A 20972-nucleotide genomic window follows, 5' to 3' on the forward strand; every position below is an offset into this window, starting at 1 on the left:
ATGTTACCATCCCTATCCATTCCCGCAAGGCGAAAATGAGCACGAACAATACAAAGACGAGCGGGAAACTTATGGGGGTGAGTAAAAATTCAGCAATGACTGGTCATGATGTGATCGCGAAGCCTAGTAAAAAGCCTAAGGCGCTGACTCGAATACAGAAAGAAAAGCACGACCTTATCCTTGGTGCGGCGCTTGAGGTCTTCTCTGTCCATGGCTTCCGAGGGTCGACCATTGACCAAATCGCCGAAGTGGCGGGAATGAGTAAGCCCAACTTGCTTTATTACTTCCCACGCAAGGAGGAGATTCACCGCCGTCTCATTTCCGAGCTGCTGACCACTTGGCTGGCCCCGTTGCATGAAATGAAGGCCGATGGCGACCCGGCCAGCGAAATCCGTTCGTACATCCGGCGCAAACTGGAGATGGCGCGCGATTTCCCCCGCGAAAGTCGTCTCTTCGCCAATGAAATGCTGCGTGGGGCCGAACATGTCATCGACATGATCGAGGTGGATCTGAAAAATCTCGTCGACGAAAAAGCGCAGATTTTGCTGCGCTGGATGGACGAGGGCAAGCTGGCGCGCACCGACCCCTATCACTTGATTTTCGCCATCTGGGCGACGACCCAGCACTACGCCGATTTTGACGTGCAGGTTCGCGCTATTCTCGGGCCAGGCCGCAACGGAGAAGGCCGCTTTGAAGACGCCGCCCGCACGCTGGAGCATGTGTTCATGCAGGGCATCCTGCGGACGGCGAGTAGCCCATAAAGACGGGCGCAGGAAAACTGCGTTAACTCAGCGACTGAGGGGACGCGTCATCCCGCGTATAATCTTGCCAACGAGCGTCGATGGACTGTGCCGGAAAAAGCGCAGATCCCGATAGGCCTTCCGCAGTTTTGGGCCGATTGGACGTTCTGTTGGTCGCTGCCTGTCGGCCATCCATTCGTCGATATTGTCTTGGCGAACCGTGGCGTTGAGCGCGGCCATGAACGTGCTTGGAACGTCATGCGCGGTGTGTTGTGTCAAAAACTGAAAATAGGCCAGAGCATAGGCCTGCAATCCGTGGCGTCGAATGCGGGCTTGAAGCGCCACCCAGTCAATCGCGTTAGGCACAGTGGCGAGTAGCGCATGGCCCTGAAGTATCGCTGTGAAACAGGCGATGTCGTCATGAATTGCGGGTTGCACGCAGGCACAAAAGAGTAGCTCGGTCGGAGATAGCACCCGCACATGCCTGTCTTGGAATTGGTGCATGTGAGACGCTGCGATGCACTCTTGTACGAAATGCGGATTGGTCAGACTGGGTAACGGGCTCGTTCTGAGAATGATTAGACAGTCGCTGCTCGGCGGGTGCCAAGAAGCGTTGTCTGGCGCGGGCCTTTCGCTTGCGGGGCGATAGGCATTTGCTTTGAAGAGGTCTTGGGCCACATGAAATTGTGCGGCCGGGATCAGCAGCTCCAGTGCGCCGAGAACCATCCCATCCAAACGCACCGCCTTGTGCGCGTGCAAAGCCAAACCTGACAGCAGGATGGGCGCGATGGTCTGCTGGGCCATTAGATCCAGAACCTGCCGCAAGTGGTGCAGGTTCGCCGCGTTTCTAGTGAAGAGATTTCGGCTCACGCCGCGCAGGCGCTCGTATTCACGCTCTGCGATATTCTCCCGGGTCACGAAATCGGCAAGCATCGGGAACGCACGGTGTTGTGCAAAGGGAACGGCGCTCAAAGGGGTTAGCGCGCGCCATTCTGTGTATGCGTCTACAGAGGCCGCCCCGCTCTGCGCAATCGCTCGCAGCACGAGCGCGTAGGAACGATCAAGGTAGGGAGCAAGCGCGCTCTCTGGAGGTGACGCGGTCATAGTTGTGGCTGAGTTCGCCTCAGTCCTTCTTTGCAAGCGGCCAACCGACTTCAGCGTCCACTTCATGCACGGGGTCCAACAGCAAAAGGCTCTGCATGTCGCCAAAGGATTCCAGTTCGGGCAGATCTACGGCATCTGTAAAGGCGGCGAAGCTGGGAGCTGTGCTCGGCACCGCGGCGCTATCGACGCGGCGCATCAAGCCGTGATCCTGCAACTGCTGTATGAAACTGTCTGTCGCGACCGCGAGATCGCCGCGCGCGCTGGCGAGCGCTCGGATCGTTTCGATCGAGTGACCGGCATTGAGGTCAGCCCAAATAGCGGCGCCGGAGGCCTTGATACTGAAATAGATGCCAGTTTCGAGATTGATGGCCACCAACTCGCCATCAAATTCCTCGGCGCTGCAATTGGGTTCAGCTGTTTGAAGGAATGTCTCGGTCATCTCAAGGTCTCCATATAGTGGTGTTGGCGCAGGCCAGTTCGCGTCACGATCTGACTTTGTAGTCTGCGCCTTCGGCAATCGTCGCGAGTTCGAGCCCTGTCTCATCAATGAGATAGTCGTAGTTTTCGGTCTGAAAGCGATTGGTCGGGTCTAGTTGTTTGTAGCGGTGATATCTGGCCAGACGATCCGCGGCATCGATCATACGCAGATGATAAATTGCGTAAGGCAATTGCCCACCGACCGCATGGAGCCGCATGACGATCTCCAGCGGCATCCAATGGCGATGCAATTGGCGCGGATCAAATTTGTTGTGCGAAGGATTGTTCTTGAACAGGCGATAGCGCGCCTTCTGGCCCCAGATCCCGTCCACCCGATACGTGCGGTCGTCGTTCCACATTTCACGTAGGCGCAGGGAAAAGGCCTCAACGCCACGAACGTCTGCTTCTTTCAGTAGCGCTGGCAGCGACGCGCCAAAATTGAGTTCGATACGTTCATCGGCATCGATGCATAAAAACCAGTCCGCCTGATGACGACGGCCTGCTTTGATGAGTTCAATATGGTTGTCGCGTTCTCGCCAGGGTTGACCTGGAGAACGTTTGATCAGCTCAGCAAGCTTTGGGTGAGCGGACAAAATATCCGCTGTCTTGTCCATTGACCCGTCGTCGATGGCTACAATCGCATCAACGACTGGAGCGATATTCTCAAGCCATTCGGAGAGGTAGCGCTCTTCATTGCGCGCTTGCAGCAGAGCGACAACTTTCATGATTTTTCCTGTAGCGCGCGGCGTCGATCGATAAGCGCTTTTAAAACAGGCGCATAGCTCTGATTTCGCAGCGTTTTCGTGCTGTGGTTAGAGCTGTGGACACGGCGCATCGATACTGTCGCGTCCAGCATAGTTGTCACAAGGCCCGCATCTTTCGCTCTGCCGTACCAGTCCATGAACTCGCCGACTTGAAAAGTCTCATTGAACGGCCCGACCGCTCGGATGTCCTCTACAGCGGCGAGCAGAGTGCCTGCCGAAAAAGCAGGCATTGGATCGGGAGGACAGGCTAGGGTTCTGGTCAATTCAGGGGGCAGTTCGGGCGACAGAAAATGTTGCATGTGGCCGAACACCAATGTCTTGGACTGGCCTGCGAGCGCGATATGCTGGAGTTCAAGCTTTTCGGGCGTCCACACGTCATCTGCACTGAGAAACGCAATCGTATCGGTCATGGCCAACCGAACACCATGATTGAGAGCTGCAGCAACGCCGGCATTGGCCTGGTGCACATAAGTGACGCCCTGGTAGGACTGTGCAATCTCTGGGGTGCCGTCGGTTGAGCCATCATCGACTATGATGATCGCGGCAGCAGGCCGCGTTTGCCGCACAACACTGTTGATGGCTTCGCGCAAGTATTTTTCCGCATTGAAAGCCGGTATGACGACGGTTGTGTCGGCGGGGGAGGTCTTATTCAAACCGAATTACCTGATGTCAAAGTCTTATGCGCACGACGCAGGCCGCGTAGTGCTTAAAAGCGGGTGTAGTTATCTGGGCACTGATACATTAGAGCTTGACCAATGCGAGTGCCATTAATCAAATCAACCAATTTCTTCGCGGTAAAATTAGAAGTGACCATCTTCTTGGCTGGCTTCAATAACCTAATTTTTAAATCGTTATAGTCGTCCTGTGTCGCATTCGGCAAGACCGCGAGGAGCGGATACGCAGCGGTGTCTGCATGCTGATTTTGGTTGCTTGAAAGTTTTGAAAATATTTCACAGGCATAACACCGAACTGAATAGGCAAAGGCTAATTGCATGACCCAACTCAGCTGCGAGCAATTCAGCGGATCAACCGAAATGAACGGGTGAAGATCGAAGGCGGTCTGATGGCCCGCCGCGTTCTGAGCCATCCAAAAATAGCCGATTTTGTTGTGCTGTTGAGCAAGCTCCAGAATGATCCGGCTGACGTTTAGATTGACTAAGCGGTAGATTTCCGTCTCGTCCGCGCCGATGTCGTGGTAGCCGGTCGGCCATTCATGTATCGAGAACCATGAGACATGCTCACCATGCGCGATACGCCCGTAGCCGACGCAGGCGACGACCTCTATGCCGAGCCTTGCAAATTCTTGCGCCATGAAAAACTCGGTGGCAGCCTGCTGAAACGATGCGCCTCCCACGAAAGCAGTGTTGTGGCCGCTGGCCACATCCACCATCATCCGTCCATCGAAATCAAAGCGCGGTGCGGTCGGTCCAGACGCTACGTGCGTCCCAAATTTTACACCACCGCCACGATAACCTGCCCCTTTGATCTTTAGCGAATAACCGCGTTTATCGGGGTGGGGTAGATGGATCGATCTGCCGCCATCAACCAAGGCAATCCGAGACGGTTTTTCGAACCAAGCCCGTACCCGTTGGGATATTGCCGGGGGTGCATGGCGAACTTCTATTGAACTGACGGTCATCGGAGTGAATAGCATTTCTGAGAAATGTATTTTATCAGACGGTTAAGCTAGCAAATCGTCCTTGTGCACAAGCAAAAAGAGCATGCAGATGGCAGGACTAACTGAATTTTCCACCTCCTGTCTAACAGTAGACGGTGCCACTGCAGTTCAATGGATGCGCCAGGTGATCAGCCATTTGGCTACGGCGCCGCAACCCGTTTGGCATCGTCGCAAAATTTTTCTCGCGGACCTACAGCTTGAGCTTGTTTTTGATGATGCCCCGTTGGCCGATGACTATGTCGGCATCTTGTCGTCGCGCGCCGTGGAAGACCTCTGTGAGCATCGTATTTTCATTCTAACGGGCACACAGACGCCGGCATTTGGGGTGCCGCGACTGGATCAATCGACATGCTCCCCCGAGGCTTTTCAGCACTTAGCTCGCGCGGCAGGATTGCGTGCGGCCTATCCGTTTCAGGAAGGGACTTGGAAGTTCTACGATACGGAGCGACGCATTGGCGTCCAGCTGACAGAACGCAGAGAAACTCTGCCGCTTTGGGACGCGACAGCGCCGTTGCGCCAGCACTTGCACTGGATATTCGATGAGCATGAGCAGCGGCTCGCCCATGCCGCAACCCTAGGGCTTAACGGCGCTGGCATAGTGATGTTCGGGGCCGGAGGCGCAGGAAAGTCTGGAACTACTCTTGCGGGCTTGTCCGTGGGTCTCAAGACCGTCGGCGATGACTATATTGCCTTAGACATGGCGGGGTCCGGTATAGCGCGAGCACTATACAGGGTTGTCAAACAAGATCGAGCAGGTTTGGCGCGCCTACCTCATTTGCAGCAGGGCACGGCCGATTTGGCCGACAATTGGCGCGGCAAGGTCATGTTTAACCCCGACCAGTATTTTCTTGAACCCTTTGTGAGTGAACTCCGGCTCGGTGCCGTGGTTTTGCCCCGTATTGCGCACGCTGCGGTTCCGGCTTTGCGCCCGGCCAAAGCGCGCGAGGTCATGCTTGCATTGATGACGTCCAACCTCTTTCAATTCCCTGCAGAACAAGAACGCGGTATGTCGTTTTACGCTAAGCTTCTCAGACAGCTCCCGTGTTTTCATCTCGATCTCTCAGCTGACGCCGAACAGAATGGCCGCCTATTAAAGGCTTTTATCGAGGCGAATTTTCCGCACGACGGCATGCGGTTCTCGGCCGAACTTACGGGATAGGCTCTGCGCCGATTTGCCGTGCGAATGCGGGAAGGCAATAGCGCAGACGTCTGTCAAAGGCATCCGCTTGTGCCACCAAATTGCGTTCTCGGAGCCAAGCCAACTGTCGTTCAGCATGGACATCGTGGAAGCATGAGAGTTCCATGGCCATGTTCAGATGAGCCTCGCTCTTGGCGTCGTCAACGTTGCGATACGCATCCGCGCACAGGAGGCGCAGCGCGATATTTTCGCCGTCCATGGACACGGCGCTTTCGAGCAGGCTGATGTTTTGGAGCGGGCCATCATGTTCTTCAGTGCTCGCCAGCCGATAAGTGCGCTCCAATTGGCGCGCTCCCCGCGCCGCACCGACACTATAGGCCCAGCTCCCAATGCTGAGAAAAGGTTTGACTGCAGCAAGAGCTGACTGATCCAGACCGATGAAATCGGACGCTATCTTGTTGGCAGCGCGTCTACGTTGGCGGGCATTTGCAGAGACGGTTTTGAATTGAGCCAATGGCGTAGGTGACGCCTTGTCGGTAGGGGTGCCTCGTGCAGCTCGACGCCCTCGTGCATAGAGGTCTTGGGTGAGCGACCACCCTGTTTGAGGATTGGCATGCTCAGTCTGTACTTCGGGCGCCCAAGCGGCAAAGACGTGACGTCCCAGCCGTTGGGCAAAGGAACTGTCTTCAGCGATTCGGGCGGCGGTGTTGAAATACCCAAACTCAGCAAAGACATCGCGTTTATAGGAAGCGCCATACCGTAGTGCATATGCGGGATGGATCTGGGGGGAGCGAAGGCCAAAGAGCAGCAAGTGGGCAGCGAGAGCGGGGGCATTTCGCAGGCCAGGCAAGGCGATGGCCGAAGCGACAGCGCGACTACCCTTGGCATGTCGTTGCAATCTCGCGCTGACCCAGCCTGGTCTGGCGATGCAGTCCCCGGCGAGAAAGCCAACATAGGGTGCTTGCGTCGCGTCAATGCCAATATTACGCGCTGCGCCGACGCGCAAAGGTCGCTCGATATCTATGACTCGGATGCGTCCACTAAATTCGCTTAGAAGCGCCCCCGCCCCTCCGCCTCCGGAATTCACCACTACAACTTCCGCCGGGCAATCTTGGCGGAGCAGGGAGGCGACTGCTGCAACTAAACCCGTTTGCGCGCGGAAACCAATAACGACGACGGCCAAGTCGGCGCGGTGCAGGTTCGTCGGAGATACATGTTCTGATGGCCCGGTGACCCAGCGCTTCCACGTCTCGGAGGCCATCGATAGCACTTTCTTACATCATTGAACCGGCGACGGAATCCTTAACACCACGTAGCCCAATGTGTATAGAATCTGTCTTTCACGAGGACTTATGAGTTCGTGGTGCTGACGTTCATACTGTGTGGACGTCAGCACGGTCGAGGCATGTCGGCTATGGGATCGCTTATGAAATGACACGTCTAGACCTGCGTACATTTGCTCAGATCGGTTTCAATGCGGCTAAGGGGCAATACCCACTCGCACAATTGCGTCACTTGCGGGCAGCTGGCGTGTCCGTCCAAAGCATCGAAACTTTAGCTACGCGGCACAGGCTTAAACCTATTTTTGCCTATCTGCTCTCGGAGGTGAACTGGGATACGGCCCTTCCCAAGCCAGCATATTACGTCGCGCGGCATCTCCATATGCGTCAACAATTATTGGAACTGGATCGTGCCCTCCAAAATGCTGGGGCGCGGGTGATTTTGCTCAAGGGCGCTATCCAGATTTTTCGGCCAATTTATCCGCGTCCCGGCCTTCGGCAGATGGCGGACTTGGATATATTGGTGAGCACCCCCCAAGCCCTGCAAGTCTTTGCAAAGCTCGGCTATATCACCGTGGATCCGGTAGACGAGTTTCCAACGACACTAGAGCTCAAAATCGGCGAGCATCACCTTGCGCCAATTGGGCGAGAAGGAGATGCGGCGCGGGTCGAGCCGCATGTGCTATGCGTACCTCCCGCATATGTAGGTTTCCTCGGCGATGTCGAGGGCAGTGCCATCGCAGCTTCGGGAGCCCCTAGCCTGCTTATGCCCTCGCGCGTCGATCAGATCGTTATCACTCTTATCCACGCGCTCCGAGCCGACAGAAACAGCATGCATGGTGGATTGTTTCTACGCTCCTTTATCGAGCTGGAACTGTTGTACGAGGGGCTGGAGGCCTCTGAGCGCATTGCGCTAGAGAGAGCAATGAGTACGAAGACTAATGCGCGGTTGTGGGACGACTGGCGCGTCGTTGCTGACTGGGCGTTGCGCGGTGATAACAGAGCGCGCTGGCGGAGTGTCCGTGCAGCACGGCTGATTGCTGAAATCGAGTTAAGGCACCTCGGTAGCAGCGGAACGATGATCGCAGCGAGCCTCAATCTGCTCGCCGACATGACACGGCCGCAGTTCTGGAAACATGCACGGCCCCAGAAATTTTTCGGTAAATTGTTTGATCGTGCTTTTTGGCGACGCCTGACTGCCTCTTTTAGAGCCTGAGGAAGTCCAGAAGTGTTTTCGGCACTTGCCGTCCGGTCGGCTGTTGTCACCATGGCCAACACAGCACACACCCGCTTTTAACCACTCTTGTTCCAGAACTAAGCCTCGCGTTGGAGGGCAGGGCGTGTCGGGGGACAGATCGAGTTTGGAGCGCCGCGAGTGGGCGCTGGTCGGCGCTGTCTGGCTGGGCGCAGTAGTCGTGATGCTCTACCGTGTTTTCGCGGCAGGCGAGGTGCAGCCCCTTTTCGCCGACACCGACGACGCGATGCGGCTGGCTTTTGCGCGCGACTTTCTGAACGGTCAGCCGTGGTTTGATTTTATTGCGCACCGGCTCAATACGCCTTTTGGCGCGGAGCTGCACTGGTCGCGCTTCGTCGATCTGCCAATCGTCGCCCTGCTGGCAGTTTCGACATGGGTTTTCGGCGCGAGCACGGCGGTGGTTGTCACCGGGATGGTCTGGCCGCTGTTGCTCTTGGCCGTTTTGATTTATCTCACCGTGCGCATCACCAAAACTTTGGTGGGGCCAGAGGGTGTGCTTCCCGCTGCGCTTCTGCCCGTGCTGAATCCAGCGCTGATGGCCGAATTCTCACCGGGTCGGCTTGATCACCATAATGTCGTGGTCGTGCTGACCTTGGCGACGGTCTTGGCAACGCTGATCGGGCAGCGTCGCTCGGTCGGCGCATGGCTCGCGGGATTTTTCGCGGCCTTTTCTATCGCCGTGGCGATTGAGGCTCTGCCGCTTGTCGCCGGAGCAATCTTGGCCTTTGGCCTTGCCTATGTGCTCGACGGACAAAAGCGCCATGCGATGATGCGCTTTGGAATAAGCTTTGCGCTCAGCAGCGCCTTCTTTCTCGCCACCGCGCGTATGCCGGATCGCTGGTTGGAAGCGGCATGTGATATGATCTCGCCAGTCTATGTGCTCGCCGCCGCTTTGGTTGGGCTGAGCTATTGCGCGGTCGCGCTGCTGCCCCAACAAAACCACGCGTTCGGCCGTTTGGCTTTGTTAGCGCTGTTCGGGGCGGGAACACTGAGCATTCTCGCTTTTGCCTATCCGCAGTGCTTGCAAGGCCCCTACAGCACGCTCGACCCCTGGCTGCAAGCCAATTGGCTGAATAATATTGTCGAGGCAAGACCATGGCATGTGAGCCTGGTCGACGGACCGGTTTATGCTTTGGTTGTGACTGTGCCCGTGGTGTTGGGGCTTATCATCGGTGTGGTAGCGCTCAGGCGTGGCGTGAACATCGACCTTTGGCTGGCTCTGGTGTGCTTTCTGGCTCTGGCCAGTCTTGCCATGCTGTTTCAGATCCGCGGAGCGCGTCTTGCCACCAGCCTATCTGTCCCGATGGCAGCATGGCTGATTGTGGTGGCTCGGCAGAACTATCTTCGGAACACCAATCTTTTGAGTACGCTGGGGCTGCTTGTGAGCTGGCTAGTCTCTGCAGGTGCAGTGCTGGGCCTTGGCGGTAATGCCGTATTGGCCCTGACGGGCAATGCGCCCTCCGTAGAGGCCTCTTTAGACATAGGCGCACGGCAAGAATGCCTACTGCCTGACGCGTTTGTCGATCTGGCAGGCTTGCCAGTTGAGCGGATCATGACGCCTATCGATCTGGGGGCGCATATGATGCTTTATACGCCGCACCATGTTGTGGCCGCGCCTTATCATCGCAATGAGCAGGGGGTGTTGGACGCCTTCCGCTTTTTCCAAAGCAGCGAAGCTGACGCTTTAGCGATTGCGCGCAAGCGCGGTCTAAATTTGGTGGTCACATGCCCGTCCATGCCTGAAATGGGCGTCGAAAAATCGGGGGATGGTCGATCGCTTTTGCGCCTCATCGTCGCGGGGCAAGTGCCCGAATGGTTGCATGAGGTGCCGTCTGCAGGCCCGCTCAAGGTCTACGCTATTGCGCCGGAATAAGCCCGAGCTCGGCTTGTAATCGTTTGGAGAGTTTTGCAGCAACCAGCCGGCGTGCTTCCACGATATAGGCGCAAATGTCTTGCTCGGTCAGTGGGCTGCGATGGGAGATCGCCACCCAACCGGCGCGGGCGAAGTAAGGCGCGGGGCGAATGCCTTCCACCTCAATCATCAGGGAAAAACTCATAGGCGACACTTTGAGCCAGATCTCGCCCGGATTCTTGTCGAGCAAGCAAAACACCTTACCGCCAATCTTGGCGACAGAGTCGTCGCGCCATTGCCGGACCAGCGTTACGGCCGGAAGGCTTAAGACGAAGCTCTCAAACGGCTCCCGATGCATGATCGCTGGATAAGTCACGGCCGGTCCGGAAAGAAAAAAAGCGCCCCGACGGATCGGAGCGCGAAATGCTTACCATGTGAGGGGACAGCGCCTCAACTAGGCCGAGACGCCCAAGCCTATTGGGCAGCTGACACCTGTGCCCGCTAGGCCGCAATAGCCATTTGGGTTTTTGGCAAGATATTGCTGATGGTAGGTTTCTGCATAATAGAAGGGGCCGGCAGGGCCGACCTCCGTGGTGATAGGTCCCAAGCCACGCGCCAGCAGCGCCTCTTGATAGGCAGCGCGGCTTTTGTCGACCACTGCTGCTTGCTCGGGTGTCGTCGTGTAGATGGCGGACCGGTATTGCGTGCCCACATCATTGCCTTGGCGCATCCCTTGAGTTGGGTCGTGTTCTTCCCAGAAGGTCTTCAGCAGTGCCTCAAGCGAGATCTGCGCGGGGTCATAGACCACTTTAACAGCCTCGGTGTGACCGGTGAGGCCAGAGCAAGCTTCCTCATAGCTCGGGTTCGGCGTGTGCCCGCCTTGATACCCCACTGCAGTGACCAGAACGCCTGGTACTTGCCAGAAGAGGCGCTCGGCCCCCCAGAAGCACCCGAGTGCGAGATAGATTGTCTGGCTCCCGTCGGCATAAGGCCCCTTCAGCGTCGTGCCATTGACGAAATGGTGTTCGGCAATAGGCATCTCGGTAGTGCGGCCGGGCAGGGATTCGCTGGCAGAAGGAAGAGTAGCTGGCTTGCGGAAAAACATGAACCGCTCCTGTGTCTGCGTTTGAGGCTGTGCACCCTACATGGGGATTGGAGCGGCGAAGCGCCAGAGCTGGAGGTTAGATGTACTCAGGCTGCAAAAAGCGTTCGCGGCGCGGACGACGCCCCACCAGCGCAAGAACTATCCCCAGGATTCCGAACACCGCAAAAGCGGGGTAACCCAACAAAGTCGAGAGACCGGTCTGCAGCATGTCTGCAAAGTAACGGCTTCCTACAAAAGAGAATGTCGCCTCGAGCGTGGATGGGTTCAGTTGGGTCCAGAAGTTTTCAAGGCTAGTCCAAGTAATTGACTTGGAGGCGAGGGATTTTGTGCCGTCGATGATCAGCATAATCAGGCTGAGGGCGATAATCCATGTGCCCAAAAACCTCAAAACTGCGCGCATACTACCCTCTTTCGTTCGTGGGGCGGGGAAACACAGTTATTGGCGCAACCCTTTCACCCCTCATGTCGACCATCTTATCACCCTCGCTGGTAAGCTGAAACGGATGATGGTGATAAACTCAAGAATGTCGGCGAACGATCCCTTGCGTCCGAAACGATCCTGAGTATATTGCGCCTCGCTCGCAGGGATTTCCAACCCCTATCGGTTCGTCCGAAACAGCGATGCGGAGAGGTGGCCGAGTGGTCGAAGGCGCACGCCTGGAAAGTGTGTAGGCGGGGAACCGTCTCAAGGGTTCGAATCCCTTTCTCTCCGCCATAATTCCCAAGAACCCCGCATTCCTTGGGAACACAGCAAATTCAATAGCTTGAGCTTCGCACAGGTCCATTACACTGGTACAGTGGAGCTATGAGCGACATGCCCAAACATCCTCGTCTGATTAAACGCGGCACAACATACTATGTGCGCGCGGCTGTGCCTTTGGACATCAAGGCTACCTATCCGAAGTCTGAGGAAAAAGTGTCCCTCGGTACCGGTAATCACAGCGAAGCGGTGGTGTTGGCTCGGAAGATCTCTCGCGAGATCGATCTGCGGTTTGAAGCGCATCGTCGAAATCTAGAAGTCAAGTCCACCGCTCCCGTCCAAGCCTTAACCGATGCTCAGTTGCTGGCCGTTGAAGAGGCGTACTTCCGTCATCTGCTCGAGGAGGACGATGATGTGCGTGACACAGGCTTTTACGAGTTAGACGAGCCTCTACCGAAAACTCCCGTCCAATCTTTTGATGAATACGCCGAGGAGTTCGGGGAGTTTGCTGATGTTGCTCGCCATCTGTATGCGCGGGGCAAGGTCGAATCCTTTTATAGGGATGAGGCTGAGGAGGTGCTGTCTTGGACCGAACTAGGGATTAACCTAGCGCCCGACTCTCCGAGCTGGAAACCTGCGGTCAGGGCTATTCTGGCTGCGATTGTGCGCGCTCAGGGCGTCGTGGAGGCGAGAAATCGAGGGGATGTTGTTCGCACCGCAGAGGTTGCTAAACGCTCGTCAGTCGGCATTGCTGCTAGCGTTGCGGTTGCCTCTGGTGCGGGGCCACTGGCGTCTGTCGTTCGCAAGGCTTGGATTGAAGAAAAGTCGCGTTCGGCGTGGGTTGAGAAAACGCGGCGAGAACATGAAGTCTGGTCTGCACATTTTCTCAGTCTGGTCGGTGACCGTCCCATCGGAGATTATAGCAAGTCGGACGGACGTGCGTTCAAGCAAGCTTTGCAGCGACTGCCTCCCAACTGGTCCAAGCATTCGGCTCTTGCCAGTTTGGGTTTCGCGAGCGCTAGTGAGAAGGCCTCAGAATTGGGTCTGCCTCCAATGTCTGACCGAAACATAAATAAGGTCATTATGTTTTTGGGGTCATTCTGGAATTGGGCAGCCGAGAATTACGACGAGGCCAAGGGCAATCCATTCGATAAGCTCAAGCTCAAAATCAAGGCTAGCGCACGAGATGAACGAGACCCATTCACGATAGCGCAGCTCAACGGAATTTTTCGTGCCCCCATATACACGGGTTGTGTGTCCAATCGCTTCTGGGCACGAGCGGGTAGCGAGGTGCTGAGCGACAGTGGTAAGTACTGGGTTCCCCTCATAAGCCTTTATTCAGGCGCACGATTGGGAGAAATAATTCAGCTCAGGACGGCGGACGTCCAAGAGGCTCAGGGTGTGCTGCATTTCGTGTTGGTCGATGAGCATGAGGACCAACGCCTTAAAACCGCGAATGCCCAGCGACTAATTCCTGTCCATCCTGAATTGGTGAAGATGGGGCTAGCGCGTTTGCTCGAGCGCAGGCGTAGGGTTAAGCAGGAGCGACTTTTCCCTGATCTGCCAATGGGTGAGGATGGTTATTATTCCTCACCATTCTCCAAGTTCTTCACCCGCTTTCTTGTTACATGCGATGTGAAGACGGCCAAGACTAGCTTTCACAGCTTCCGGCACAATTTTGAAGATGCTTGCCGAGACGCCGAGATGCCCACTGAGATCATGAATACACTCCAAGGGCATAGCGAGAAGGGTATGGCAGCTCGCTATGGCAAAGGGTACGTGTTGCCGAAGCTTGATGAGTGGGTGAGGCGCATCGAATACAAGGGGCTTGATCTATCGCACCTAATAAGCTGCTGACTATTGGTGTCGCCGCCTTCTAGATGCAGCCTCAAAACTGGACGGTTTTGGCATAAATCGATTACCCCCCACATTAGGAGGCCCCCCGGTAGTTACCTATCATAGCATGATCGTATTTGAGGGGTCATACTTGGAAGCTTAGGTCTGGCATTGCTTCTGCTGGTCGCATTAGTTTTCAGCTAAAAATGCGAGACGGCACAATCGACTCAGTCGCTGAGCATGTCCCCCGTCCCTCCCCCTCAATCAGTATCATTTCAGAATAGGCAGCGCGTTTCTACTGAGAATGCCTCCCACGGGACTAGACCTTCCAAAATCTAATCGGGTTCTGAACGTGCTTAAGTTTAGGGTTGGTAATCCGTTTTCCACGCGCTCCCACGTAAAGGTCCCAGATTTCTGAAGGGGCATCCTCACCAACGAAGCCAACTCGATGTCTCTCTGAACCGTCAGCGTGAGGGACGTCAGGGAAGTTCTCTGGAGTGGCGTACATCCATCGGGTAGGGCGGAATGCACCAACTACCACGCCTCTGACTACTGCCAGCACATACTCCGCTTTCTCTGCTCTCGTCTTCGAAATGCGCCAGCAAAATCTAACTAGGTTATAGACGGCCCGGCGATCAAACCTGTCCTCGAGCTTGTTGATGTTGATAACGACCAACGCGTGGTCAGGATGTTCCGGGAACTCAGGGAGGCTGTACTTATCGATGAGTTCCAAGTGGTTCATTGGGCCCCTAGAGCTACTCGCATGGCCTCCTTGGATGTTGGTGAGGCCGGGGTAAGCGTCTATGAGCGCAGCCTCAACCTCGAAGATAGCATCGTCTGGTATCTCGTGACGATGTATGACGTGAAGGACTTCTAGCCCTGAGGACTTGATTGCGCGAATGCGCTCAAGTTTTGGCCCCAAGTTTTGGTCTGCGTCGTCGTCGACACTTTGCAGGCCTTCGGCATGATCAAAAACTCGATTGTTTTTGCCTTTCCCCACATAAAAGGTCTCGCCGTTGCGCGGGTCAATCAACCGGTAGACGTAGTTTCCTATTTTCTGGCAGACCTCTTCGGGGAACCTTTGGTGCAACTTTTCCTCGCTAGTTTTTTGTTTCCTGCCAACTTGATAATGATTAGCAGCGACAAAGTGTGTCAGCAACAAATCGAGCTGGTTCTTGAATTCTCCTATCGTCCAGATTTGGCTGATGTGGTGTCGTTCCAGACATTTCTGAATGGTCGGCGTTAGTCAGGGTTCAGCGCTGCTCGCCGGGGCGATTGTTCTGGCTTTTTGGGTATGCCCTAAGCGAACCAGTTCTGTTGATGGTTCGATAAATCGGTTTGACAACTCAAATCGAACCGTTCATTTGCGAACCATCCTAATCGAACTGATGGTGCCCAATGTTCGTACGTGCCTACCTCCGCGCTTCCACCAAAGAGCAAGACGCAACACGCGCTAGGGATGAGCTGGAATCTTTCGCAGAGGCGCGTGGCCTAACTATCGCCGCAACCTACATCGAGAACGAAAGCGGGGCCTCACTGACTCGCCCTGAGCTTTTTAGGCTGCTTGGCGATTGCCACCCCGGAGATGTGTTGCTCGTTGAACAGGTGGACCGTCTCAGCCGTTTGAACGCTGCTGACTGGGCGCGTCTACGAGCCGAGATCGCAGAGCGGAAGGTTCGGGTCGTAGCTCTAGACCTTCCAACTTCGTGGCAGCTGGCTGTCGAGAACGCGGACGATTTCACTTCGCGCATGGCTGAGGCGATCAACGGCATGCTGCTGGATATGCTCGCTGCGATTGCCCGTAAGGACTACGAGGATAGGCGAAAGCGTCAGTCGCAAGGCATTGCTCAGGCGAAAGCTAAAGGGGCCTACAAGGGTCGCCCTGAAGATGCGGAGCGTAATGCAGCTATCCTAAAGATGCTTTCGGAAGGGGTAAGCTGGAGCACCATCCAAGCCGCAACGAAATGCTCGCGCTCAACTATCGGAAGGCTGGCCACTCGTTCTAGGTTTGATGTGGTCGATTAAACCAAGGTAGCTTCTGCCCGTTGGTGATGTCGTTTAGTGTATCTTCCCAGAAAGATATCGCTTGGCTGCATGAGATTTCAAATGATTGGGGGCCAGCTGGTGTCGAAACTCTGTGATCTCCGACAACATAGTGGAACCCAACTATTTCGTCGTCATCAATAAGCGTACGCATTGACCGGATATTGGCTGCAAACGGCTCGTTCACTGGCGATACAAAATCTGTGAACTGAAAATCTCTCGGGATTATGACCTGCCCTTGGCTTACGCGTAATGCCTGCGAGGACTGTTTCCGATTTAGGCTGAAGTGCTTAGTCGCGTTTGAAATGTCGGTGATAATCGCGAATGCTTGGCAGGCAAGCTTGGCTTGCTTCTTGAATTCCCCCACTTCGTTATCTTGAAGGTTGTATACAACTTGCGCGTCGTGAAAAATCCAGTCCGCCAACTGGCCGATAGTAATTGCCGCGTTAATCGCATGGTCCATTTTATCGGCGTCGTCGGCGTGAGTAATTCTTTCCAGCTCTCTTTTTGCTTTTGATAGCCAATCGGGCGATGCATCAAGTCCGAAACGCAGATTGCCTGCCTCAGGTTCAATGTGGGTTTTGTGCGAATTCATTTCGAAGCCTTTGCTTGAATAGGCGTCTATTCGTTTTCTTGTTCCTGATCGAATAGCGACGGGGAACCTACAGGCAAATTCGAGGAGAGGCCATTTGTAGGATGTGAGTTTCGGGGGCTGACGGATTGAGCGAGATTTTCTCTAGGCAAGCTGAAAAAATCTAGCATCACGCCCAAGAAAGACTTGCCCTCGGAGGAAAGAGTGTCGAAGCTAGGCACATCCGCTAGATAAGCCGAGTTCTCCAACTCTCTCGCTAGGATATACAGAGTGTCGCCAGTTGCTATACGCGAGACGTATTCGGAGAGAATTTCGGCTGAAACGGTTTGAGCTTGTGCCTTGATGTTTAACTCGAACTCCCTAGCCAAGCTGTTCCCGTTTGGTCCGAACTGCCTAATGAGAGCAAGTGCGGTCCTGTAGGCGGGGATTGCACTGAAGCCCTCAGGGTGACCAAACTTTAATCCGTTGTTTAGTACTTGCTGGCGATCTTGAGCGGATAGAAGTGAGTGCTCTGCTAGGTAATGATCTAGACTAAGGCCTACGTATGCGGCACAGGAATAGAACCCTCGCAATGCGACCCGTGCATTATGAGAATTTGGCGATGCTAAAGCGGCCTGTTCAGCAAAAAATGCCGCAGATCGCAATGCAATATTGGCGGAATGTATCCCAAGCGCGGCGAGCAGTGCTGCCCGCGCATCGAGAATAGCGGTCTTCCAAAAAGCCGTTCGCCGCTCTGCATCTGCCGCCTTAAACAATTCGTCAAACTCATCTGACGAAATGTGGTTCTTTTGGGGGGGCGAAACAGCCGACAGTCTCTGGAGTTTATCCCCATCTAGCAACGTAACGCCCAACAGCTTCGCTAGTCGCTTTGAACTATGCCGTTTGTCAGTACTCGCGACTATCGCTCCATCTGCGTTTAATGCGACCTGTAGACCTCGAGCCCAAACTAGCCTTTCTGCCGCTCGGGGAACCTTCTTGTTTTTCGCGTCGACAATAAGTTTTCTGCGTGCTGTAGCGACAGGTCGTTCATATAGCCAGATGTCGATGTCAGTGATGTCGTCTTGCTCAATTCGAAACGGCACGCCACGAACTGCGAAATAACCGTTGTTCCAAAAATGGAACTTCAGAATTTCTTCCAGTGCTGCGCCTTTATCCGGTGCTTTTTTATCGGCCATCACATTCCACCTCCTGTGCGGAGCACGGCGAGAATATCTCTCGTCTGTATCTTGCTCGGCGCGCTTTGTTTTTTCTGGCGGAAATCGCTTCTAGTCGCTTCCGGACCTGCGAAGCCCGACATGCTGCCCGAAAATGGCCGGTCGATAGCGTTGGCAGATGCCGCTTCGCCAGTAGTCAGTACGGCGAGCGCCATTTCACCGATATCAGTTTTGCGTAAACGCATGTAATGGCCAAATTTCTCTCCGGGCCATGTTTCGATCACTCCCTTGAGTTCAAGAACCTTGTAGTCTTCCCCTATAGCGGTCGCAGGGCCTATTGTACGGCCTGCATTCAGCTTTCGCAGTAGTGCAGCGATAACCTCAATGCGACCAGTGCTTTCGGTCCTTTGCGTCATTCCATAACTTAGTGCTGCGACTAGGGCTTTTGCGAGGTCAAAGGCGTCGTCAGATAATGGGTCATTGAATTTGTGGAATGCGGCAGGGCGAGTGATAAAGCCGTACTCGCCCGTGGTGTTTATGACGTGATTGACATCATACATTCCTGCCGCACGAAGTTTCGCAAAGAGTTCAACTGAGAGCGTCGCTTCGGCGGTGCTGACCGGGATGGCTCCGTGTTTCAGGAGAAGAGCTTCCAGTTCGCAAATTCGCTCGCTTTCTGAATGGGTTACGGAAGACAATATCGCTTTGGTTTTAGTGACGGAGTCCCTTCGGAAAAGATTGCCATTGAATAAAATTCTCTCATCGCCGTCGTTCTCACCATCTACGAAGCCGATGCGTTCAGCTCGTTCTAGCAATTCCTTCGTTTCTGAACCCGAAAGCCTGAATTCGTCTGATATGACTTGAGATGCATTGGAGTAGTTTAGCGGCGCGGCTGACGATATGTCCGCTAGCACTATCGACGCCCGCTCTTCCTTGCTCGGTGCCTGACCTTCGAATATCTCAAAAGCGTGTTGGACCGTGGCACTGGTCGTCAGACCCAATATCGCGACCTCTCCTGAAGAGCTCCTGTCTATGAGGCGCTTGCTTTGAAGTATCGATAGAAGTGAAGGTAACTCAGTGCGTGGATTTATGCCGGACGCTCGCGCGAATACATCTACTTTTTCGGCTGAAATTCTAGTTTCGTCGTTACTAGAGAGCTGAGATAATAGTGTCGCTGACTTTCCTGCGGCGTCAAGCGCAGGGAATTCTGCCGCAGCGTTCATTACTGCAGATGTTTTCTGGGCGTGATGACTAATCCATGCCCCCTTCTCTTTTGCTGGCATATCGGAATAGTGAGCTGACATACGTAATTCCTGAAATGAGAAGGGTGCTTTCAGACAACGTCATATAATATTCTCGATTTGACAATCGTTTGAACAGTCGGGGGCGATAACTGATGCAGGAGATAGGGACTGGATTAGGTGAGCTTAAGAAGACATTTGGCGGGGGCTCTCGTTACAGCAACTTTACAGTTGGTACATTGATGTGGTACATGCCGCAGTGCCGGTGAGTTGTTAAGTTATTGAGTTGCATATACTTTTGTCGAGGGATTGAGTTTCCCTTTCTCTCCGCCATTACCTAAGTCATTGAAATTGCTAGGCTAGATACCGACTCAGAAGTCGGATTCTGTCATAGCGCCCCGTCACAAAGATTGGGGTGTTTGTTCCTTGCTTAGATCCAACGCATCTTTCGTGCACCGGCGAGGTCACGTCCTTTGGTTCCGCAAAGCGGTACCTGCGGATTTGGTTGATCGCCTTGGCTGCTCGGACATTCGCAGATCATTGCGCACCAGCAATATGCGAATTGCCCGGCGACGTGCATGGGCGTTAATTGTGAGGATCGAAGAGGCATTCGCAGTGATGAGGAGCGCAGGCTTGCAGCCTGACGCCCGCGCTGCTTTGCGGACGATCCTATCCCGCATCATGGATGATGTTGATCCTGATAAGCACTCTTGGGCAGAGCGTGAAAAGTATTCTCGTGTCCGTCGTCAGATGCTTTGTCTCAGATTTGCGCTTTAATTAGCGGAGAGCACTGCTCGTCGTTCGGTTGATGTTATGCGGCAAGCCTATGGTGCATCAAGCGTCGATGCTGGATTGTTTTGCGTTTGATGTTTTCGCGGTTTTTGATGACGGCAGATGCTCTGCCGAAGTAGGCATCTGCAGGCGTCACATTGTTGAGGCTCTCGTGATAGCGCCGATGATTGTAGTGCTCGACGAAGGTTTCGATCTGGCTTTCGAGATCACCGGGCAGGAAATAGTTCTCTACAAGGATCCGGTTTTTCAGCGTCTGGTGCCAGCGCTCGATCTTGCCCTGTGTCTGGGGATGAAGCGGCGCACCTCGCACATGCTCCATGTCATTGGCTGCGATATAGTCGGCTAGATCCTGGGCGATGTAGCTGGGGCCATTGTCACTCAGCAAGCGCGGCCGGTGCCGCACATGCGCCTGATCACACCCTGAAGCTGCTAATGCCAAGTCCAGAGTGTCGGTGACATCCTGAGCCCGCATGGTCGTGCACAGTTTCCAGGCAATGATGTAGCGGGAGTAATCGTCCAGCACCGTGGAGAGATACATCCAGCCCCAGCCGATGATCTTGAAATAGGTAAAATCGGTCTGCCACATCTGGTTGGGACGGCTGGTCTTGGTGTGGAACTCATTGGCCGCCTTGATCACTACGTAAGCGGGGCTGGTGATGAGATCATGGGCCTTGAGAAGCCTGTAAACGCTGGCTTCTGAGATAAAATAGCCCCTCTCATCGGTGAAGCGAACCGCCAGTTCGCGCGGGCTCAGCTCGGAGTGCTCCAGAGCCATCTCGATGACTTGGTCTTGGATACCGGTCGGGATACGGTTCCAGACCCGGCTTGGTGCCGAGGATTGATCCTCCAGCGCCTCAGGGCCACCGTTCAAGTAGCGATCGTACCAACGATAAAAGGTTCGCCGCGGAATACCCAACCGGTCCAGCGTCTGTTTGGTGGGGAGATGCGATTGCTCAACCAGCCGGATAATCTCGAGCTTTTCAGATGCGGGATATCTCATTCGATATCCTCCCCATCCCCGATCATGCTTTTTTTAAGCAGGCGGTTCTCGAGCGTCAGATCCGCAACGCATTCCTTGAGCGCGCTTGCTTCCCTGCGTAAATCCAGAACCTCATCATTGGTGGCGGCACGAGTTGTGTCACCAGCCAAACGTCGCTTGCCAGCTTCCATGAACTCCTTTGACCAAGAGTAATAGACGCTCTGGGCGATGCCTTCACGCCG

At 54.7% G+C, this 20972-nt stretch carries 20 protein-coding genes, 1 tRNA gene and 1 pseudogene; 9 read left to right on the forward strand and 13 right to left on the reverse strand.

Annotated elements, in window-relative coordinates:
* The first annotated feature begins 95 nt into the window (after window positions 1-95).
* Entirely contained in the window at window positions 96-761 is a 666-nt protein-coding gene (locus JHL21_RS12265; protein WP_200213792.1) for a TetR family transcriptional regulator C-terminal domain-containing protein, read from the forward strand.
* Window positions 762-788: 27 nt separating this feature from the next.
* Here the strand turns inward: JHL21_RS12265 and JHL21_RS12270 are convergent, their stop codons facing one another.
* The 5 genes from JHL21_RS12270 to JHL21_RS12290 are packed head-to-tail and all read right to left on the reverse strand — an operon-like array spanning window position 789 to window position 4724.
* Window positions 789-1844, reverse strand: coding sequence for a nucleotidyltransferase family protein (locus JHL21_RS12270; RefSeq protein WP_200213736.1), 1056 nt, complete (start codon window positions 1842-1844; stop codon window positions 789-791).
* A gap of 19 nt (window positions 1845-1863) precedes the next feature.
* Window positions 1864-2283 carry a PqqD family protein gene (locus JHL21_RS12275; RefSeq protein ID WP_169194213.1) on the reverse strand — a complete coding sequence of 140 codons (420 nt, stop codon included), beginning with the start codon at window positions 2281-2283 and terminating at the stop codon, window positions 1864-1866.
* A gap of 43 nt (window positions 2284-2326) precedes the next feature.
* Window positions 2327-3046, reverse strand: coding sequence for a glycosyltransferase family 2 protein (locus tag JHL21_RS12280; RefSeq protein WP_200213737.1), 720 nt, complete (start codon window positions 3044-3046; stop codon window positions 2327-2329).
* Window positions 3043-3738, reverse strand: coding sequence for a glycosyltransferase (locus JHL21_RS12285; protein WP_200213739.1), 696 nt, complete (start codon window positions 3736-3738; stop codon window positions 3043-3045). Before JHL21_RS12285 ends, JHL21_RS12280 begins: the two co-directional genes overlap by 4 nt.
* A 53-nt stretch (window positions 3739-3791) precedes the next feature.
* Window positions 3792-4724 carry a hypothetical protein gene (locus tag JHL21_RS12290; protein WP_210338897.1) on the reverse strand — a complete coding sequence of 311 codons (933 nt, stop codon included), beginning with the start codon at window positions 4722-4724 and terminating at the stop codon, window positions 3792-3794.
* A gap of 88 nt (window positions 4725-4812) precedes the next feature.
* On the opposite strand from JHL21_RS12290, the gene JHL21_RS12295 reads away from it, so the two are divergent.
* Complete coding sequence (locus JHL21_RS12295) at window positions 4813-5922, forward strand: hypothetical protein (protein WP_200213742.1); 1110 nt, start codon at window positions 4813-4815, stop codon at window positions 5920-5922.
* On the opposite strand, the gene JHL21_RS12300 is transcribed toward JHL21_RS12295, so the two are convergent.
* Window positions 5912-7162: a glycosyltransferase family 2 protein gene (locus tag JHL21_RS12300; RefSeq protein ID WP_200213744.1), complete on the reverse strand. Its 1251-nt coding sequence runs from the start codon at window positions 7160-7162 to the stop codon at window positions 5912-5914. The two genes, JHL21_RS12295 and JHL21_RS12300, sit on opposite strands and share 11 nt — an antisense overlap.
* Window positions 7163-7332: 170 nt before the next feature.
* On the opposite strand from JHL21_RS12300, the gene JHL21_RS12305 reads away from it, so the two are divergent.
* Together JHL21_RS12305 and JHL21_RS12310 are read left to right on the forward strand one after the other, a co-directional pair.
* The gene (locus JHL21_RS12305) at window positions 7333-8397 is read left to right on the forward strand and encodes a nucleotidyltransferase family protein (RefSeq protein ID WP_200213745.1); all 1065 of its coding nucleotides are present in this window, start codon (window positions 7333-7335) and stop codon (window positions 8395-8397) included.
* 124 nt (window positions 8398-8521) lie between these two features.
* Complete coding sequence (locus tag JHL21_RS12310) at window positions 8522-10309, forward strand: hypothetical protein (protein ID WP_200213747.1); 1788 nt, start codon at window positions 8522-8524, stop codon at window positions 10307-10309.
* Here JHL21_RS12310 and JHL21_RS12315 read toward each other — a convergent pair.
* From JHL21_RS12315 to JHL21_RS12325, 3 genes are all read right to left on the reverse strand, one after another.
* A complete protein-coding gene (locus JHL21_RS12315) occupies window positions 10293-10664 on the reverse strand; it encodes an MmcQ/YjbR family DNA-binding protein (RefSeq protein ID WP_200213748.1) in 372 nt (123 codons plus the stop codon). The genes JHL21_RS12310 and JHL21_RS12315 overlap by 17 nt on opposite strands.
* Before the next feature lie 78 nt (window positions 10665-10742).
* Window positions 10743-11393: a peptide-methionine (S)-S-oxide reductase MsrA gene (msrA, locus tag JHL21_RS12320; RefSeq protein WP_200213750.1), complete on the reverse strand. Its 651-nt coding sequence runs from the start codon at window positions 11391-11393 to the stop codon at window positions 10743-10745.
* A gap of 76 nt (window positions 11394-11469) precedes the next feature.
* Window positions 11470-11793: a hypothetical protein gene (locus JHL21_RS12325; protein WP_200213752.1), complete on the reverse strand. Its 324-nt coding sequence runs from the start codon at window positions 11791-11793 to the stop codon at window positions 11470-11472.
* 225 nt (window positions 11794-12018) lie between these two features.
* Here JHL21_RS12325 and JHL21_RS12330 point away from each other — a divergent pair.
* From JHL21_RS12330 to JHL21_RS12345, 4 genes are all read left to right on the forward strand, one after another.
* Window positions 12019-12108, forward strand: a tRNA-Ser gene (locus JHL21_RS12330).
* Between the two features lie 90 nt (window positions 12109-12198).
* Window positions 12199-13950: a site-specific integrase gene (locus JHL21_RS12335; RefSeq protein WP_200213754.1), complete on the forward strand. Its 1752-nt coding sequence runs from the start codon at window positions 12199-12201 to the stop codon at window positions 13948-13950.
* A 943-nt stretch (window positions 13951-14893) separates the two neighbouring features.
* Complete coding sequence (locus JHL21_RS12340) at window positions 14894-15175, forward strand: hypothetical protein (RefSeq protein ID WP_200213756.1); 282 nt, start codon at window positions 14894-14896, stop codon at window positions 15173-15175.
* 152 nt (window positions 15176-15327) lie between these two features.
* Entirely contained in the window at window positions 15328-15954 is a 627-nt protein-coding gene (locus tag JHL21_RS12345; protein WP_200213758.1) for a recombinase family protein, read from the forward strand.
* Here JHL21_RS12345 and JHL21_RS12350 read toward each other — a convergent pair.
* From JHL21_RS12350 to JHL21_RS12360, 3 genes are read right to left on the reverse strand one after another with little or no spacing between them, the layout of a single operon-like run.
* Complete coding sequence (locus JHL21_RS12350) at window positions 15932-16567, reverse strand: hypothetical protein (protein ID WP_200213759.1); 636 nt, start codon at window positions 16565-16567, stop codon at window positions 15932-15934. The genes JHL21_RS12345 and JHL21_RS12350 overlap by 23 nt on opposite strands.
* 26 nt (window positions 16568-16593) lie before the next feature.
* On the reverse strand, window positions 16594-17739 hold the full coding sequence (locus JHL21_RS12355; RefSeq protein ID WP_200213761.1) for a hypothetical protein: 1146 nt from the start codon (window positions 17737-17739) through the stop codon (window positions 16594-16596).
* Window positions 17739-19022 (reverse strand): hypothetical protein, encoded by a 1284-nt coding sequence (locus tag JHL21_RS12360; RefSeq protein WP_200213763.1) that lies wholly within the window; start codon window positions 19020-19022, stop codon window positions 17739-17741. Before JHL21_RS12360 ends, JHL21_RS12355 begins: the two co-directional genes overlap by 1 nt.
* Before the next feature lie 387 nt (window positions 19023-19409).
* Between JHL21_RS12360 and JHL21_RS18020 the strand changes: the two genes are divergently transcribed.
* Window positions 19410-19736: a DUF6538 domain-containing protein gene (locus JHL21_RS18020; protein WP_367948187.1), complete on the forward strand. Its 327-nt coding sequence runs from the start codon at window positions 19410-19412 to the stop codon at window positions 19734-19736.
* Window positions 19737-19770: 34 nt separating this feature from the next.
* Here JHL21_RS18020 and JHL21_RS12370 read toward each other — a convergent pair.
* Window positions 19771-20972: pseudogene (locus JHL21_RS12370) on the reverse strand (IS3 family transposase); the annotation flags it as partial.

This window comes from Devosia sp. WQ 349K1, assembly GCF_016595685.1.
Taxonomy (GTDB): domain Bacteria; phylum Pseudomonadota; class Alphaproteobacteria; order Rhizobiales; family Devosiaceae; genus Devosia.

Excerpts from the sequence above, each read along its gene's own strand:
- JHL21_RS12275 (WP_169194213.1), bottom strand. The coding sequence starts at position 2,283 with ATGACCGAGACATTCCTTCAAACAGCTGAACCCAATTGCAGCGCCGAG.
- JHL21_RS12335 (WP_200213754.1), top strand. The coding sequence starts at position 12,199 with ATGAGCGACATGCCCAAACATCCTCGTCTGATTAAACGCGGCACAACA.
- JHL21_RS12295 (WP_200213742.1), top strand. The coding sequence starts at position 4,813 with ATGGCAGGACTAACTGAATTTTCCACCTCCTGTCTAACAGTAGACGGT.
- JHL21_RS12280 (WP_200213737.1), bottom strand. The coding sequence starts at position 3,046 with ATGAAAGTTGTCGCTCTGCTGCAAGCGCGCAATGAAGAGCGCTACCTC.
- JHL21_RS12350 (WP_200213759.1), bottom strand. The coding sequence starts at position 16,567 with ATGAATTCGCACAAAACCCACATTGAACCTGAGGCAGGCAATCTGCGT.
- JHL21_RS12345 (WP_200213758.1), top strand. The coding sequence starts at position 15,328 with ATGTTCGTACGTGCCTACCTCCGCGCTTCCACCAAAGAGCAAGACGCA.
- JHL21_RS12325 (WP_200213752.1), bottom strand. The coding sequence starts at position 11,793 with ATGCGCGCAGTTTTGAGGTTTTTGGGCACATGGATTATCGCCCTCAGC.
- JHL21_RS12360 (WP_200213763.1), bottom strand. The coding sequence starts at position 19,022 with ATGTCAGCTCACTATTCCGATATGCCAGCAAAAGAGAAGGGGGCATGG.
- JHL21_RS12305 (WP_200213745.1), top strand. The coding sequence starts at position 7,333 with ATGACACGTCTAGACCTGCGTACATTTGCTCAGATCGGTTTCAATGCG.
- JHL21_RS12270 (WP_200213736.1), bottom strand. The coding sequence starts at position 1,844 with ATGACCGCGTCACCTCCAGAGAGCGCGCTTGCTCCCTACCTTGATCGT.
- JHL21_RS12290 (WP_210338897.1), bottom strand. The coding sequence starts at position 4,724 with ATGACCGTCAGTTCAATAGAAGTTCGCCATGCACCCCCGGCAATATCC.
- JHL21_RS12340 (WP_200213756.1), top strand. The coding sequence starts at position 14,894 with ATGATCAAAAACTCGATTGTTTTTGCCTTTCCCCACATAAAAGGTCTC.
- JHL21_RS12300 (WP_200213744.1), bottom strand. The coding sequence starts at position 7,162 with ATGGCCTCCGAGACGTGGAAGCGCTGGGTCACCGGGCCATCAGAACAT.
- JHL21_RS12355 (WP_200213761.1), bottom strand. The coding sequence starts at position 17,739 with ATGGCCGATAAAAAAGCACCGGATAAAGGCGCAGCACTGGAAGAAATT.
- msrA (WP_200213750.1), bottom strand. The coding sequence starts at position 11,393 with ATGTTTTTCCGCAAGCCAGCTACTCTTCCTTCTGCCAGCGAATCCCTG.
- JHL21_RS12265 (WP_200213792.1), top strand. The coding sequence starts at position 96 with ATGACTGGTCATGATGTGATCGCGAAGCCTAGTAAAAAGCCTAAGGCG.